11 protein-coding genes are annotated in these 14,973 nt (G+C 58.6%); 2 read left to right on the top strand and 9 right to left on the bottom strand.

Annotated features, from left to right (window positions below):
* Positions 1 to 21: 21 nt before the first annotated feature.
* From ilvC to ACMHYW_RS02085, 5 genes are all read right to left on the bottom strand, one after another.
* The gene (gene ilvC / locus ACMHYW_RS02105; RefSeq protein WP_414500685.1) at positions 22 to 1,038 is read right to left on the bottom strand and encodes a ketol-acid reductoisomerase; all 1,017 of its coding nucleotides are present in this window, start codon (positions 1,036 to 1,038) and stop codon (positions 22 to 24) included.
* Between the two features lie 91 nt (positions 1,039 to 1,129).
* The gene (gene ilvN, locus ACMHYW_RS02100; RefSeq protein ID WP_027704604.1) at positions 1,130 to 1,621 is read right to left on the bottom strand and encodes an acetolactate synthase small subunit; all 492 of its coding nucleotides are present in this window, start codon (positions 1,619 to 1,621) and stop codon (positions 1,130 to 1,132) included.
* The gene (ilvB, locus tag ACMHYW_RS02095) at positions 1,621 to 3,351 is read right to left on the bottom strand and encodes a biosynthetic-type acetolactate synthase large subunit (RefSeq protein WP_414501453.1); all 1,731 of its coding nucleotides are present in this window, start codon (positions 3,349 to 3,351) and stop codon (positions 1,621 to 1,623) included. Before ilvB ends, ilvN begins: the two co-directional genes overlap by 1 nt.
* Positions 3,352 to 4,610: 1,259 nt before the next feature.
* Positions 4,611 to 7,187 carry an ATP-dependent chaperone ClpB gene (gene clpB, locus ACMHYW_RS02090; RefSeq protein ID WP_414500684.1) on the bottom strand — a complete coding sequence of 859 codons (2,577 nt, stop codon included), beginning with the start codon at positions 7,185 to 7,187 and terminating at the stop codon, positions 4,611 to 4,613.
* A gap of 269 nt (positions 7,188 to 7,456) precedes the next feature.
* Complete coding sequence (locus ACMHYW_RS02085; protein WP_414500683.1) at positions 7,457 to 8,365, bottom strand: LysR family transcriptional regulator; 909 nt, start codon at positions 8,363 to 8,365, stop codon at positions 7,457 to 7,459.
* 95 nt (positions 8,366 to 8,460) lie between these two features.
* Here ACMHYW_RS02085 and ACMHYW_RS02080 point away from each other — a divergent pair, with 95 nt between their 5' ends.
* Entirely contained in the window at positions 8,461 to 9,201 is a 741-nt protein-coding gene (locus ACMHYW_RS02080; RefSeq protein WP_414500682.1) for an SDR family oxidoreductase, read from the top strand.
* A gap of 8 nt (positions 9,202 to 9,209) precedes the next feature.
* On the opposite strand, the gene ACMHYW_RS02075 is transcribed toward ACMHYW_RS02080, so the two are convergent.
* The gene (locus ACMHYW_RS02075; RefSeq protein WP_414500681.1) at positions 9,210 to 10,364 is read right to left on the bottom strand and encodes a CynX/NimT family MFS transporter; all 1,155 of its coding nucleotides are present in this window, start codon (positions 10,362 to 10,364) and stop codon (positions 9,210 to 9,212) included.
* A 175-nt stretch (positions 10,365 to 10,539) separates the two neighbouring features.
* Here ACMHYW_RS02075 and ACMHYW_RS02070 point away from each other — a divergent pair, with 175 nt between their 5' ends.
* The gene (locus tag ACMHYW_RS02070; RefSeq protein ID WP_414500680.1) at positions 10,540 to 11,277 is read left to right on the top strand and encodes an AraC family transcriptional regulator; all 738 of its coding nucleotides are present in this window, start codon (positions 10,540 to 10,542) and stop codon (positions 11,275 to 11,277) included.
* Between the two features lie 129 nt (positions 11,278 to 11,406).
* Here the strand turns inward: ACMHYW_RS02070 and ACMHYW_RS02065 are convergent, their stop codons facing one another.
* The 3 genes from ACMHYW_RS02065 to ACMHYW_RS02055 form a co-directional block, all read right to left on the bottom strand.
* Complete coding sequence (locus ACMHYW_RS02065) at positions 11,407 to 12,384, bottom strand: GlxA family transcriptional regulator (protein ID WP_414500679.1); 978 nt, start codon at positions 12,382 to 12,384, stop codon at positions 11,407 to 11,409.
* A gap of 28 nt (positions 12,385 to 12,412) precedes the next feature.
* Positions 12,413 to 13,189 (bottom strand): MBL fold metallo-hydrolase, encoded by a 777-nt coding sequence (locus ACMHYW_RS02060; protein WP_414500678.1) that lies wholly within the window; start codon positions 13,187 to 13,189, stop codon positions 12,413 to 12,415.
* 381 nt (positions 13,190 to 13,570) lie between these two features.
* The gene (locus ACMHYW_RS02055) at positions 13,571 to 14,959 is read right to left on the bottom strand and encodes a glutamine synthetase family protein (RefSeq protein WP_414500677.1); all 1,389 of its coding nucleotides are present in this window, start codon (positions 14,957 to 14,959) and stop codon (positions 13,571 to 13,573) included.
* Positions 14,960 to 14,973: the final 14 nt, after the last annotated feature.

The raw sequence follows: 14,973 nt of genomic DNA, 5'->3' as shown, positions 1-14,973 counted from the left end.
ACGACAGAGAGGAACCAAAAATCAGTTCTTCGCTTTGTCGACCATCTTGTGAGCAGCGATCCACGGCATCATCGCACGCAGTTTGGTGCCCACTTTTTCGATCGGGTGTTCGGCACCGATACGACGGCTGTTTTTCAGTTTCGGGAAGCCAGCCTGGTTGTCCAGGATGAAGTCGCGAGCGAAAGTACCGTCTTGGATGTCTTTCAGAACACCGCGCATAGCGTTTTTGGTGTCTTCTGTGACAACTTTCGGGCCAGTGATGTAGTCACCGTATTCAGCGGTGTTGGAGATGGAGTAGCGCATGTCGGCCATACCACCTTCGTACATCAGGTCAACGATCAGTTTCATTTCGTGCATACATTCGAAGTAGGCCATTTCCGGAGCATAACCTGCTTCGACCAGCGTTTCGAAACCTGCCTGAATCAGTGCCGTGACACCGCCGCACAGTACAGCCTGTTCGCCGAAGAGGTCAGTTTCAGTTTCTTCTTTGAACGTCGTGTGGATGATACCCGCACGGCCGTTACCGTTGGCAGAAGCGTAGGACAGCGCGATGTCGCGCGCCTGGCCACTGGCGTCCTGAGCGATAGCGATCAGCGCCGGAACACCGCCGCCCTGCGTGTAGGTCTGACGAACAGTATGACCCGGCGCTTTCGGCGCGATCATGATGACGTCGAGGTCGGCACGCGGTTCGATCTGTTCGAAGTGAACGTTGAAACCGTGAGCGAATGCCAGTGCTGCGCCTTCTTTCAGGTTCGGTTCGACATCGCGGTAGTAGATCTGTTTCTGATTTTCATCAGGGGCCAGAACCATGACAACGTCAGCGCCTTTAACGGCTTCCGGTACTTCCTTGACGGTCAGGCCAGCGGCTTCGGCTTTCGCCCAGGACTTGGAGGTCTTGCGCAGTGCGATAGTAACGTCGACACCGGATTCTTTCAGGTTGTTGGCGTGCGCGTGGCCCTGAGAGCCGTAGCCCAGAATGGTGACTTTCTTGCCCTGGATGAGAGAAAGATCACAATCCTTGTCGTAGTAGACCTGCATGATGACTGTTCCTGTCTGCTGAAATTATGGGTCCGTTTGTACGGTTAGCGTTGTACAGCGGGATGGAAACGGTACATGTGAGCACAACGGGTTACAGCGCCAACACCTTGTCACCGCGAGCGAGACCTGCAACGCCAGTGCTTGCTGTTTCAAGCACGGTGGCAGGCGCCAGTGCCTGCATGAAGGCACTGATCTTTTCAGCGTCCCCTGTGATCTGCAGGGTATAGACGCTGGGGGTCACATCGACGATCTGGGCGCGGAAGATGTCCGCTGTGCGTTTGATTTCGGCACGCATTTGCCCAGTCGCCTTGACCTTAACGAGTCGAAGTTCACGTTCTACGTGATTGCCTTCGGTCAGATCCACCAACTTGACCACTTCGATCAGCCGGTTGAGATGCTTGATGATCTGTTCAATGCGACGACGATCACCGGTCGTGGTCACGGTCAGCCGTGACAGCGAGGGTTCTTCGGTCGGCGCGACGTTCAATGTCTCGATGTTGAAATTGCGCTGGGAGAAGAGGCCGACGACACGCGACAGGGCACCCGGTTCATTCTCAAGCAAGACTGAAATGACATGTCGCATTACACAACCTCCGTATCCGATACGCGCATTTCGTTCATGGCCCCACCCGGAATCTGCATCGGATAGACCTGTTCGGACGGTTCGACGGCGATATCCAGCATGACCAGTTCGTTCGGGTCGCGGAAAGCGTCTTCGAGCGCCGCTTCAAGTTCGTCGGCTCGCGTCACCTTGATGGCGCGGAAACCGTAGGCACGGCAGATCAGATCAAAATCGGGCGTGGTCTGCATCAACGATTCGGAATAGCGACCATCATAGAACATGCCCTGCCACTGGTGCACCATGCCAAGGAAACTATTGTTCAATGCCACGATCTTGACGGGGATGTCGTACTGACGGCAGGTACCAAATTCCTGCATCATCATTTGGAAGCTGCCTTCACCCGTGAAGACGACCACCGTCTGGTCGGGGCAACCGACCTTGGCCCCGATACCCGCTGGGAAACCATAGCCCATCGTTCCCAGTCCGCCCGAGGTCAGGAACTGACGCGGACGTTCGCAAGGGTAGTACTGAGCCGCAAACATCTGGTGCTGGCCCACGTCGGTAACGACGATCGCCTTGCCTTTGGTGATGTTGTAGACCGCTTCCACGACCTGCTGCGGCTTCGGCTGAGCATCGCCCGTTGCCGGCGTGTAGCGCCACTTCGTGGACTGCTGACGAACATCGTCGATGTGCGCCCACCACGGTGCCAGTGCTTGGCGATAGTCGTCGAGGGCACTGCCCTTCTGTTCATCCGCCAGACGGCTCAGCTCGGCCAACACATCGCTGGCACTGCCAACGATCGGGATATCCGCCACGACAGTCTTGGAGATCGCACTCGGGTCAATGTCGACGTGTACGATCGTGGCATCGGGGCAGAACTTACGTACGTTGTTGGTGACACGGTCGTCAAAGCGCGCACCGATGCAGAAGATCAGATCGGCTTCGTGCATAGCCGTATTGGCCTCGACGCTACCGTGCATGCCCGGCCAGCCCAGCGATTGGCGATCATTGCCCGGGAAGGCACCGATCCCCATCAGCGAGGTGGTGACCGGCAGATCGAAGCGGCGCGCAAAAGCGGTCAGCGCTTCACCTGCATTGCCGGAGATCACCCCACCGCCAGCGAACAGCACCGGACGGCGGGCTTCAAGCAGTGCGCTGAAGGCCTTGCGAACCTGCCCGCCGTGCGGACGTACGGTGGCCTGATAGGAGCGCAGATCGACCGAACTGGGCCAGACGTATTCGAAAGCCTTGTCGATGGCCGTCATGTCTTTGGGGATGTCAATGACGACAGGGCCGGGACGACCAGAACTGGCGATATAGAAAGCCTTGCGGATGATGCCTGGAATCTCGCTCGGATGATGCACGGTGAAACTGTGCTTCACGATCGGACGTGTCACACCAATGATATCCGTTTCTTGGAATGCATCTTCACCAATCAGGTGACTCGCGACCTGACCACACAGCACCACCATCGGAATGGAGTCCATGTAGGCCGTAGCAATACCGGTAATGGTGTTAGTGGCCCCTGGGCCAGAGGTCACCAATACAGCACCCGTCTTGCCTGTCGCGCGGGCATATCCGTCAGCCATATGGGTAGCGCCCTGTTCGTGGCGTACCAGAATATGCTTGACGCGATCCTGCCGATGAAGGGCATCGTAGATATGCAGTGCCGCACCGCCCGGGTATCCGAAGAGGTATTCGACCCCTTCGTCCGCCAGCGCGCGAACCACCATATCTGCACCGGATAACATTGTGCTCACGTTGTATTCCCCTTTGCAGGTCCAGTCATCATCACATGTCACTTTGGGCAGAAAGCGGTCTACTGTTCTTGTCCGCTTCCGAGCATGCCAAACACCGTAAATCCCAACCGTTACTGCTGAGCGAAGGCGCCTGGCCGATGGCCCTGACAAGGGCTCTTGTTGTTGCCTTGGGTATTAAGACTCCAATAGTAGCCACTATCTGTCAACACCGTGCCCAAAATAAGCCAATAAAAGAAATTTCATTTAAAAATACGCCAACAACAAAAACAATATGCTCAAAATTAAATAAATAGAGGCATAAAATGCCTTTGGAGAAAATCCGTATTCATACTGCACTGCGCCAGTGCACGAAAGCACCATCATGGGCAGCGCATACCTTATAAACTGCCACAGCCCGCACGGTAACGCCACTTAGGGTTATGAGAATATAGCGTTGGCGTCTAGCGAGAGCAGCCGAGCCCTTCACTGCCCAGCCATGGCGTAGCCATACCAGCCGCTCTGCCCGCATACAAAGCCCTCCTCGCCGCCCACCCCCCGTATCTCTTTGATTAATAATAAATTACGACAGGATAACAAAGTACCTGATTGACACAATTGGTACAGCCCGCTCGGATTGGCAGCGGCACCACCCGTACACAATAAAAATCCCCCAGTGCAGGGGGATAAACTGCACTGGGGGAAAATGGAGACCTCGCCAAGAGGTCCTATCAAGTGTAGACACGCATACTCACGATCGCGAACATGCGTACTCTGCACCGACGCTGGCATCGCGCTACTGCACCTCATGGCACGCCGCTTCACATACGCGTCATCGACATCACTATTCCGTCATGAATGCGCGCATACAGAAATTTCATCACGCGGAAGAAGCACGTGGAAGCACCGCCAGCGGTGCCTGATTTATGCCAACCATCGACACCCGCGCACGATGAACGGATCGTCTTCAGCATGCCACACAGACTTAGAAAGGCCGCGCCAAGCGCGACCGGTGGCAATGATCCGCCACAGGCCATCCCCTATTCATGAGGAGTAGATGCAGAAGCAGCATCGTAAGGAAGACATGCGCAGCCGCGTCCTGCCACGTTGCCGCCTTGATGCAGGTAAGCGCCATCGTCACACCATCAGGTATCGCTCAAGATCAGAAGCGGATGGCATGCTTGGGAGCACCTCTGCGCCATAAGGGCAAAATAAGAAAGCCCCTGCTCCGCAAGGAACAGGGGCTTTCGATCGGCCAAGCTCAGTGGCAAGGCTTAGCTGTTCAGTACCAGCTCACCATCGCGCACATCGACCTTGACGGTCGCACCCGGGGCGTACTTGCCGCTCAACAGAGCCTGCGCCAGCGGGTTTTCAAGCCGCGTCTGGATAGCGCGTTTCAGCGGACGCGCACCGTAGACGGGGTCGAAACCAGCGTCGCCTAGCAGATGCAGCGCATCAGGGGTCAGCTCCAGCGCCAGATCGCGTTCCGCCAGACGGCGGCGCAGGCGATCCAACTGGATGGAGGCGATCCGTTCGATCTGGTCTTTTTCCAGCGGGTGGAACACCACCACTTCGTCGATACGGTTGATCAGCTCGGGGCGGAAGTGCGTGCCCACGACGCCCATCACGGCCGCCTTCATTTCACTGTAGCTTTCGTCCTTGCCGGCATACTGCTGGATGATGTCAGAACCCAAGTTAGAGGTCATGACGATCACGGTGTTGCGGAAATCGACGGTACGCCCTTGTCCATCGGTTAGGCGACCATCTTCCAGCACCTGCAGCAGGATGTTGAACACATCCGGGTGTGCTTTTTCCACTTCGTCCAGCAACAGCACGGAGTACGGTTTGCGTCGCACGGCTTCGGTCAGGTAGCCGCCTTCTTCATAGCCGACGTAGCCCGGAGGTGCCCCGATCAGGCGAGCAATGGAGTGTTTCTCCATGAACTCGGACATATCGATGCGCACCATGGCTTCTTCGGTGTCGAACAGGAAGCCCGCCAACGCTTTGCACAGCTCGGTTTTACCGACCCCGGTCGGGCCGAGGAACAGGAACGAGCCGTTCGGACGATTCGGGTCACCGATACCGGCACGGGAACGGCGCACGGCATTGGATACCGCTTCGACCGCTTCGTCCTGACCGATAACGCGCTGATGCAGCGCTTCTTCCATGCGCAGCAGCTTATCGCGCTCGCCTTCAAGCATCTTCGCGACCGGAATGCCCGTCCAGCGTGAGACCACTTCGGCAATTTCTTCTTCCGTCACGTTGGAGCGCAGCAGTTCCAACTTACGACCTTCCGCTTCGCTCGCTTCGGCGATCTGAGCTTCCAGTTTCGGAATCACGCCGTACTGGATTTCAGACATCTTGGTCAGGTCGCCCTGACGGCGCGCCGCTTCTAGGTCGATATGGGCCTGTTCCAGCTTGGACTTGAACTCAGCCGCGCCTTGCAGGCTGGCTTTTTCGGACGTCCAGACCTGTTCAAGGTCCGCATACTCACGTTCCAGATCGTCGATCTGCTGTTCCAGCACCTCAAGGCGTTTCTTGGTGGCCTCGTCGGTTTCGTTCTTGATCGCTTCGCGTTCGATCTTGAGCTGGATCAGGCGGCGTTCCAGACGGTCCATGGATTCCGGTTTGGAGTCCATTTCCATGCGGATGCGCGATGCCGCTTCGTCGATCAGGTCGATCGCCTTGTCAGGCAGCTGACGATCCGTGATATAGCGCGTAGACAGTTTGGCCGCCGCGATGATCGCACCGTCGGTGATTTCGACCCCGTGGTGCACTTCATAGCGCTGCTTCAGCCCGCGCAGAATCGCGATAGTGTCCTCTTCGGACGGCTCGTCGACGATCACTTTCTGGAAGCGACGTTCCAGTGCGGCATCCTTCTCAATGTACTGGCGATATTCATCGAGCGTGGTGGCCCCAACGCAGTGCAGTTCGCCACGCGCCAGCGCTGGTTTCAACATGTTGCCCGCGTCCATTGCACCATCGGCCTTACCTGCACCTACCAGCGTGTGCAGCTCATCGATGAACAGGATGACACGGCCTTCTTCCTTCGCCAGCTCGTTGAGCACCGCTTTCAGACGCTCTTCAAAGTCACCGCGGAATTTGGCCCCGGCCAGCAGCGACCCAAGATCAAGCGACAGCACGCGTCGGTTCTTGAGGCTTTCCGGCACTTCACCATTGATGATACGACTGGCCAGACCCTCAACGATCGCTGTTTTACCCACCCCCGGTTCGCCGATCAGTACCGGGTTGTTTTTGGTACGACGCTGCAGTACCTGGATGGTGCGGCGAATTTCGTCATCACGCCCGATCACCGGGTCCAGCTTGCCTTCGGCCGCCCGTTTGGTCAGATCGGTCGTGTATTTGTCCAGCGCTTCGCGGGATTCTTCCGCAGCCGCATCGTTCACTGTATCTCCTCCGCGGACGGCATCAATGGCCTGACGCAGCCCCTGTTCGCTCAGCCCAGCACCTTTCAGCGCTTTGCTAAGACCATCGTTCATCTGCAACGCCGCCAACAGGACCAGTTCGGTCGCAACATAGCGGTCGCCGCGCTGCTGCGCTTCACGATCGGCCAGATTGAGCAAGCGCCCCAGCGACGCGCCCATCGTGACGTTGCCATCGAACTGCCCAACGGTCGGTTCCTTGTCCAGCTCGGCATTCAGCACTCGCTCTACCGCTGCCGGATCGGCACCTACACGCTGCACCAGCGAACGGATACCGCTGTCGCGCTCGTTCAGCAGCGCCAGCAGTACGTGAACGGCTTGGAGCTGATTGTTGCCGCGGCCGACGGCAATCGACTGCGCTTCGGACAATGCATTCTGTAGCTTACTGGTAAGACGATCGAGATTCATACGCACCCTCCTGAGCGCTGTGGAGGCATAGGCAGCCTGTCACAGCAGCAAGATTCCGCGCCATGTGGCGCATGTCGACAGAAGACACCTGCCTTGATATCTAGCGTAGTCCGATACGACGAAAGTGGGCGTAGCGGCTGCACTGAGCAGATGACCTGTGCTTTGAATCAGTAGATGGGGATGCCGCAGGGAAGGATCAAGATCAGATCCGAAAGAAAAAGGCAAGGCGCGCTTACTCAATGATTATTCACGCGTAACACCGTAAACGCTTACGCCCCTGCCCGCTCGGCGATGAAATCGATCAGTGCACGCAGTGGTGCCGCTACTTGCCGCGCGGGGTAGTACAGATAGAACCCCGGAAACGCAGGCGTCCACTCATCAAGCAGCTGTACAAGGCGCCCATCGGCCAGCATCTCGTCGACCTGATGCGCGAACTGGTAGCCAATACCATTTCCCTGACAGGCAAGGGTACTGAGCATGGCCGGTTCATCGACGATAATCGGGCCGCTGACGGCCACCTCAAGCCGTTCTCCGCCGCGCTCGAATTCCCAGCGATAGACGCTGCCATCACTCGGGTTGCGATAGGTCAGACAACGGTGGTGCACCAGCTCACGTGGATGCTCAGGGCGGCCATGACGCTCAAGGTAGGCAGGCGCAGCGACAACCTTCATCAGCAGATCCCCGCTCAGGCGTCGCGCAATCATATCGTTGTGCAGTTTCTCGCCCAGCCGGATGCCCGCGTCGAAGCGCTCGGCGACGATATCCACCAGACGATCGTCCACTACCACATCCAGCATGATCTCGGGATAGGCCTCGATAAACTCACCCAGCAGCGGTGCCAGATAGTGAACGGCAGCGACCCTTGAGACGTTCAGGCGTAGCGTACCGGCAAGGCGCGTGTCGGTGTCGCGCAACTCGTCGATCGCGTCTTCCATACGGTTAAACACGGGGCGTAGACGCTGGAATAGCCGCTCTCCGGCAGCGGTCGGCGAGACGCTGCGCGTCGTGCGGTTCAGCAAGCGCACCTGCAAACGCGTTTCGAGCTGGCGAATGGACGTGCTCAGCGTAGAGGGGGTGATGCCGAGATAAGCCGCGGCCCGCGTGAACGAGCCGTGCGTCACAGTCATCATAAACGCCTTCAGCTCAGCGAAGTCGCGTCCGGTAAGCGCATTATTCATTTTCACCCAACAGTATCATGTGGATTCATCGCATTATCCTACGCCGTTTCTGCTGATAGGTTGAACCGTATCCCCGTCACAACAGGAGAACGGACATGGCACGCTTTGAAGGAAAACGACTACTGGTCACTGGCGCAACCAGCGGTATCGGCCTAGCCGGTGCGGTGCGCATTGCCGAAGAAGGCGGACAGATTATCGGCACCGGCCGCAATGAAGAACGCCTAAAAGCCCTGCGCCGGAAGCTGCCCGACAGCGCGACGATCATGGCTCACGATGCAGGCTGTTCCGCACAGATCACCGCGCTGGTTAAGCGGGTGAAAGCGGTGGGTCGACTTGATGGCCTGTGGCTAAATGCGGGGTATGCCGCAATCAAGGCCGTCGATGAGGTCGATGCCGATCATTTCGATGCCATGATGGCGGCCAATGTACGCGGCCCGGTACTTCTGATGGCGCAGCTGGCACCGCTGCTAAATGATGGTGCCTCCGTCGTGCTCACCGGCTCGACATCCGCTTATGAAGGTGGCGCAATGGCGAGCGTCTACGCCGCCACCAAAGGTGCCTTGCTGTCACTGTCGCGCTGCTGGGCCAGCGCGCTGGGAGAACGCGGCATTCGGGTCAATATGCTGCAAGCTGGCCCTATTGATACCGACTTTCGTCATTTTATGGCCGCAGAGGCGCGACGGGCGTTCGAAGCTGACGTCACATCACGTACAGCGTTGAAGCGTATGGGCAGTGCGGAAGAAGCTGCCGCCGTCGCGCTGTTTCTGCTATCGGATGAGTCTCGCTTTGTCACCGGCAGCCAATACGCTGCCGATGGCGGATTGGTGATGCAATAGGCCCAACGTCACAACCTACGCAGAGAGCGTTGATGAAAAGCCACTTTCCCCATGACGATCATCAGCACGATCAGCATCGCCAAACACAGGGCCACAACAGCAACCGTCGCGCCCAGCACCGGTACGGCAACACCGGTCAGCCACGGCAGCAACCCGCCCAGTGCATAGCCACCCGACTGCGACAGGCTGCTAAGCCGAGTGGCTTCATAGCTGGATTCTGAGAAGATCAGCGGCAGTGACAGTGCGATCGGAAACAGACCGCCGGTGCCAATTCCCAACAGCACGGCGGCACTCCATCCCCCTGCGGGCATCAGCAGAATACCTAAGGCGGTCACTCCTGCAAAACCGAGGCTAAGTAGCATCAGGCGCTGGCCCGTGCGGCCCAGCACAATGGGAAACAGTAGGCTGCTCAGCGTCTGCACGCATAGAAACAGAGCCATCAGATAGGCCGCGGTGGATGCCGTTGTGCCCTGCGCCAGACAGACACTGGGCAACCATGCGACGACGGTGTAGTTCACCCCCGCTTGAAGACCGAAGAACAACGTCAGCCACACCACCCCCATAGCGGCCAACCGCGGTGCTGCGGTCGTTCGTGGCGGCGGGGAGTTGGTAGGAACAGACCGCCGTGTCCAGATCAGCAACGCCAGCAGTACGGGCACGGCCCAACAGCCCAGTCCCCACTGCCATGAACCCAACGCTGCGGCCAGATGCGGGGTCGCATAGGCCGACAGCGCAGCTCCGATGCCCATGCTGGCCGCATACACCCCCATGACCGCATGCGATCCGTTTCCAAAGGTCTGCTTGATGAACCCAGACAGCAGCGGCCGAATCAGCGCATCGCCGACACCGACTAGCACTGCGGTCATCGCCAACACTGCAAAGCCGTGTGCCCAACCACGCCACAGCAATCCGATGCCCAGCACGCCTAGCGCTATCCGCATGCTTCGCATCAGGCCCCATCGCCGTTCGACGGCACTGCCCATAAATGACAGCCCGCCCATGCAGATCACGGGAATGGCGGTCAACAACCCGAGCGCCGCCGTGCCAGTCCCCAGCTCGGTCTGGATGCGATCCAACAGTGGTGAAACAGACGCGATGCCCACCCGCAGCCCGATACCAGCACTGACCACCATCAGCCACGGCCATACAGTGTTCATCTTCATCGCACTCTCCTTGCGGTTGCCTATTCAGCACACCACTAGGGTAATGACGCAGAGCGCTGACTTCTTTCGACAGGATCTGCCATTATGTCGAGTAAGTATCAAATACTGAGGGCATTCCGCCATGACCCGACGACACCCCAACGACTAGCACAGCGCAACGACCAGTTCACTGACGGTGCTTCCCCGCCCGGTATTCTTTCGTGCCTATCCGATCGCGGCACGCACGCGCGTTGAGGAACACCGCCACGACTGGTGGCAGTTCATGTTCGCGCGGGAAGGGTTGATGCAGGTGCAGGCTGCGGATACCGCGCTAGTGCTACCACCGGCATACGGCATGTGGATACCAGCGCACTGCGCTCATACGCTGTGGGCCGCGGAAGAGGTGATGTTGGAAAGTCTGTATATCGAGGAAGCCGCACTGGGCGGAACACCGCCTGCCCTGCAGGTCGTGGCCGTGGACGAGTTTGCGCGCGCCTTCATTCATCATGCCTGTACGCATGTTGAGGAAGGCTATGACGAAGAGGGTGCAGCGGGGCGCAAGGTGGCGGTGCTGCTAGAGGTACTGCAGGCGCTGCCCCGTGCCGATTTCATGCTGCCGTTTCCGACCGATCCGCGACTGAACGCGGTCTGCATGGCGATACAGCACGCCCCCCATCTTCCCCATCATCGAGAAGACGCCGCGAGGCGTACGCACCTTTCGCCGCAGACGTTCTCCCGCCGCTTTCTGCGCGCGACGGGCCTGCCCTACCAGCAATGGCGTCAACGCATGCGGCTGCTGTGCTCGCTGGCGCTACTAAGAGAAGGCAAAAACGTGACGGAGACCGCGCTCGCCGTCGGATACGCTACGCCATCGGCATATATCCACGCGTTCAGACAGCTGTTCGCCGTGTCGCCACGTCGGTTCGCTCACTGACAGCTCGAGAACGGCACCTCACATGTCCCCATCCCCCATCGCACAAAAGCACGTCATTCAGACTACACCTTGGCGACATAGCAGGATCAGGTCGACCGCACCGGACATGTCCACCGTGCGGTAGATAGATCAGGGCACAGCCGTGGGCGCTCTGGCCGCTTGCGCCTGAAAGTGTCGGCGCCACTCCTGCGGCGAGACTCCAAAGCGCGCCTTGAAGTGCTGGCGGAAGGTAATCGGCGAGTTGAAGCCAACGGCAGCGGCAATCTGCTCCACTGTCGAGCGGGTGGTTTCCAATGCATTCTGGGCCAGACGCAGCCGCTCCTGTACCCACCACTGGGTCACGCTCTGGCCCGTGGCTTTCATAAAATGGCGGGTCAGAGTGCGGCGGCTCATCGCAATACGTGCGGCCAGTGCATCCAGATCATGTGGGGCAGCGATATTCTGGCGCAGATACTCCATTAACCCGTTGATGCGGGCATCTGCCGTGCTCTGCGGCACGGGGTACTCAATGAACTGCGATTGGCCACCTTCACGGTAGGGAGGCACCACCATGCGCCGGGCAATGCGGTTGGCGACCGCGCTGCCATAGCGCTCTCTGACGATGCACAGGCAGCAGTCGATGGCCGCGGCCGTGCCCGCTGAGGTGATAATGCCGTCATCCTGTGTGTACAGCGCATTAATATCGAGCCGAGCCTCAGGAAAGCAGGCCTGAAACGCGGCTTCATATTCCCAATGCGTCGACGCCTTGCGCCCATCCAGCAGACCGGCATACCCCAGCACGAACGCCCCCAGACACAGCCCTGCAATCCATGCGCCACGGGCATGCGCTGCCTGTAACGCTTCGATCAGCGCAGCACTGGGGCGCTGATGGGGATCTGGCCAGAACGGCAGCACAACGATGTCTGCGGTGGTCAGAGCATCAAGCCCCTGAGCGGCATCCATCATGAACCCTTCGGAGGAATGCTGAATGCCCGGCACCTCTGCGCACAGATTCACCGAAAAGAGCGCTTCCCCCGATGCCCTCTGGCTGAACAGAATACTGGGAACGGACAAATGAAACGCACTGAAATCAGGCGTGACCAGCAGTGCAACGTTCAACGGCGCCATGAGACCTCCTCGGCTCAGTAAATGACGGTCAGAAGATCACCGACTCGCCATCGGCAGGAATGTGGACGTGCTCTGCCACACCGTTGTCACAAGCAAATTCGCGTAGTGCGGCACGTGTTAGCAGGCAGTGATTGATGGCCTCCATATGCGTGGCCACGATCTGTGCATGGGGAGCGGCATGATGAATGCGCACAGCGTCTTCCGCGCCCATGATGATCGCCCCAAACGCCATAATGTGCGCCCAGCCCATATTGGCGATTACCACATCGGGCTGTACAGCCTTGAGCGTATGCTCGACGACAGGCGTCCAGACACTATCCCCTATCAGATAGAGGGTTCCTTCCTCAGCGTGACGGAAAATGACGCCGCAGGCATCCCCCATGCGTTCGGCCGTTGCGGGATCGGCATAGGCTTCATCAGACCCGTGCTGTCCAAGGGTGCGCGTTAGTGTGACATCACCGAAGCGCGTTGCGGCCCCCATCACGGTCAGCTGCGTGAATCCCTGCTGACAGAGCAGCGCACGATCATGTTCGTTCTGGACGAAGATAGGCATCGCGTTGGGGATCCGGTCGATGGCCGTGCTGTCCCAGTGGTCAAGGTGCGTGTGGGTCAGGATGACGGCGTCGACCTCCAGCAAACGTTCGATATCGCAGGGCAACTCGACTAGCGGGTTATAAAGCTGCGAACGGGGTGAGCCCGCAAATCCCGGATAAGTGCCTTTATCGGCCAGCATGGGATCGACAAGAAAACGTTTGTCCGCATAGTGAATGAGCTGGGTGGCATTGCGTACCTGTGTGATCTGCATAAGCGACTCCTTGTTGAGTGAGCCTTTAGCATGCCGTATGGCAGTCACGCTGCCTGTAGCCCTAGCGGCTAAATGCGATGGGATCGGGCCAATGTCGTTTGCCGCAGATCTGTTCTTCTTCATTCATAAAAGAAGCGCGGCAGTCTCCCGATGCTTTGGCTACCGATCACCAAAGCACTTCAGAAAACAGCCGCGCTACTCAACATCCGAGGATGATGGATGTTCATCCCCTCCTCGTTGCCACGATGGGGCTACTGACGCTATCAGCGCGCGGTACACGAAATGCCCATCGCACGGCCTACCCGTCAGCGCCCGCACGTCATCCGTCCTTCACGTTTCACCAGACCTAATCGCATCATCAGGAAACGGCTTCTCGGCGGCCTACATCCTCAACAGCAGGTGCTCACGTTCCCACGAGCTGATGACATGGAAGTAAGCGTCGTATTCGGCGTGCTTAACGGCGATATAGCTGTGCACGAAGCGCTCGCCGAGGATGTCGATGAGCGGCTGGCATTCCCGTAGCAGATCCAGCGCATTCAAGACATTGGTCGGCAGGCTATAGGCTCCGTGCGGTGAGGAATGTACCAGCGGCGGCCGCGGTTCAAGCTGATGCAGTATGCCGAGATAGCCGCAGGCCAGCGTGGCCGCCATCGCCAGATAGGGGTTGGCATCCACGCCCGGCAGGCGGTTCTCGACGCGCGTTGCTGCGGGCACATCAATGGGAACGCGCAGCCCCACCGTCCGGTTGTCATACCCCCATTCGGCGTTGGTGGGCGCACTGCCCGCGCTGGCGCTGGGCATCAGGCGTCGCCACGAGTTGACGTTGGGCGCAAAGAACGGCATGGCCGCGGCCATATAGTGCTGTAGACCACCGATATAATGGGTGAACAGGTTGTTGGGTTCACTGGGCAAACTGGCGAACAGGTTCTCGCCCGTTTCAGCGCTGATCAGACTCTGGTGGATATGCATGGCGCTGCCCGGTTCGTCGGCCATCGGCTTAGCCATGAAGGTGGCGTACATACCGTGGCGCAGCGCCGTTTCACGCATAGTGCGCTTGAAGATCACCACCTGATCGGCGAGGAAGAGTGGGTCGCCGTGCTGGAAATTGATTTCCATCTGACCCGCGCCTTCCTCATGGATCAGCGTGTCGATGCCCAGCCCCTGCTGCTCGCAGAAGTCGTACATCTCTTCGAACAGTGGGTCGAACTCGTTGACCGCGTCGATGCTGTAGGACTGGCGCCCTGTTTCTTGCCGCCCGGAGCGCCCGACCGGAGGTTCCAGCGGGTAGTCAGCATCGGTGTTGGTCTTGACCAGATAGAATTCGATTTCCGGCGCGACCACCGGCTTCCAGCCGCGTTCTTCATACAGCGCCAGTACCCGCTTGAGCACGTGTCGCGGCGATAGTTCCACCGCCTTGCCGTTCATGTAGCAGCAGTCATGAATGACCTGTGCGGTCGGCTCCTCAGCCCACGGTACCAAGTAGGCCGCATGAGGATCAGCCACCAGCTGCATGTCCAGCTCGGAGAAGTTCCAGAAGCCCAGATGCTCGTCTTCGGGGTAGTCACCGGTAACGGTCTGGATAAACACCGAGTCGGGCAGACGCGGCCGCCCTCCGCGCAGGTATTTGTCAGCGGGCATAATCTTGCCCTTCAGTACACCGGTGATGTCGCTCACCAAGCATTCCACTTCTGTAATGCCGTGCTCGCGTATCCAGGCATCCAGCTCCTCGTTGCGAGAATTATCAATGGGAGCGGTATTCGTGACTGTCATGTGAACCCCCGTTC

Source organism: Zymobacter sp. IVIA_12111.31 C1, assembly GCF_047495495.1.
In the GTDB taxonomy this organism is placed as follows: domain Bacteria; phylum Pseudomonadota; class Gammaproteobacteria; order Pseudomonadales; family Halomonadaceae; genus Zymobacter.
The sequence above is the reverse complement of the archived record's forward strand: the minus strand, read 5'-3'. Positions and strand labels throughout refer to the sequence as shown.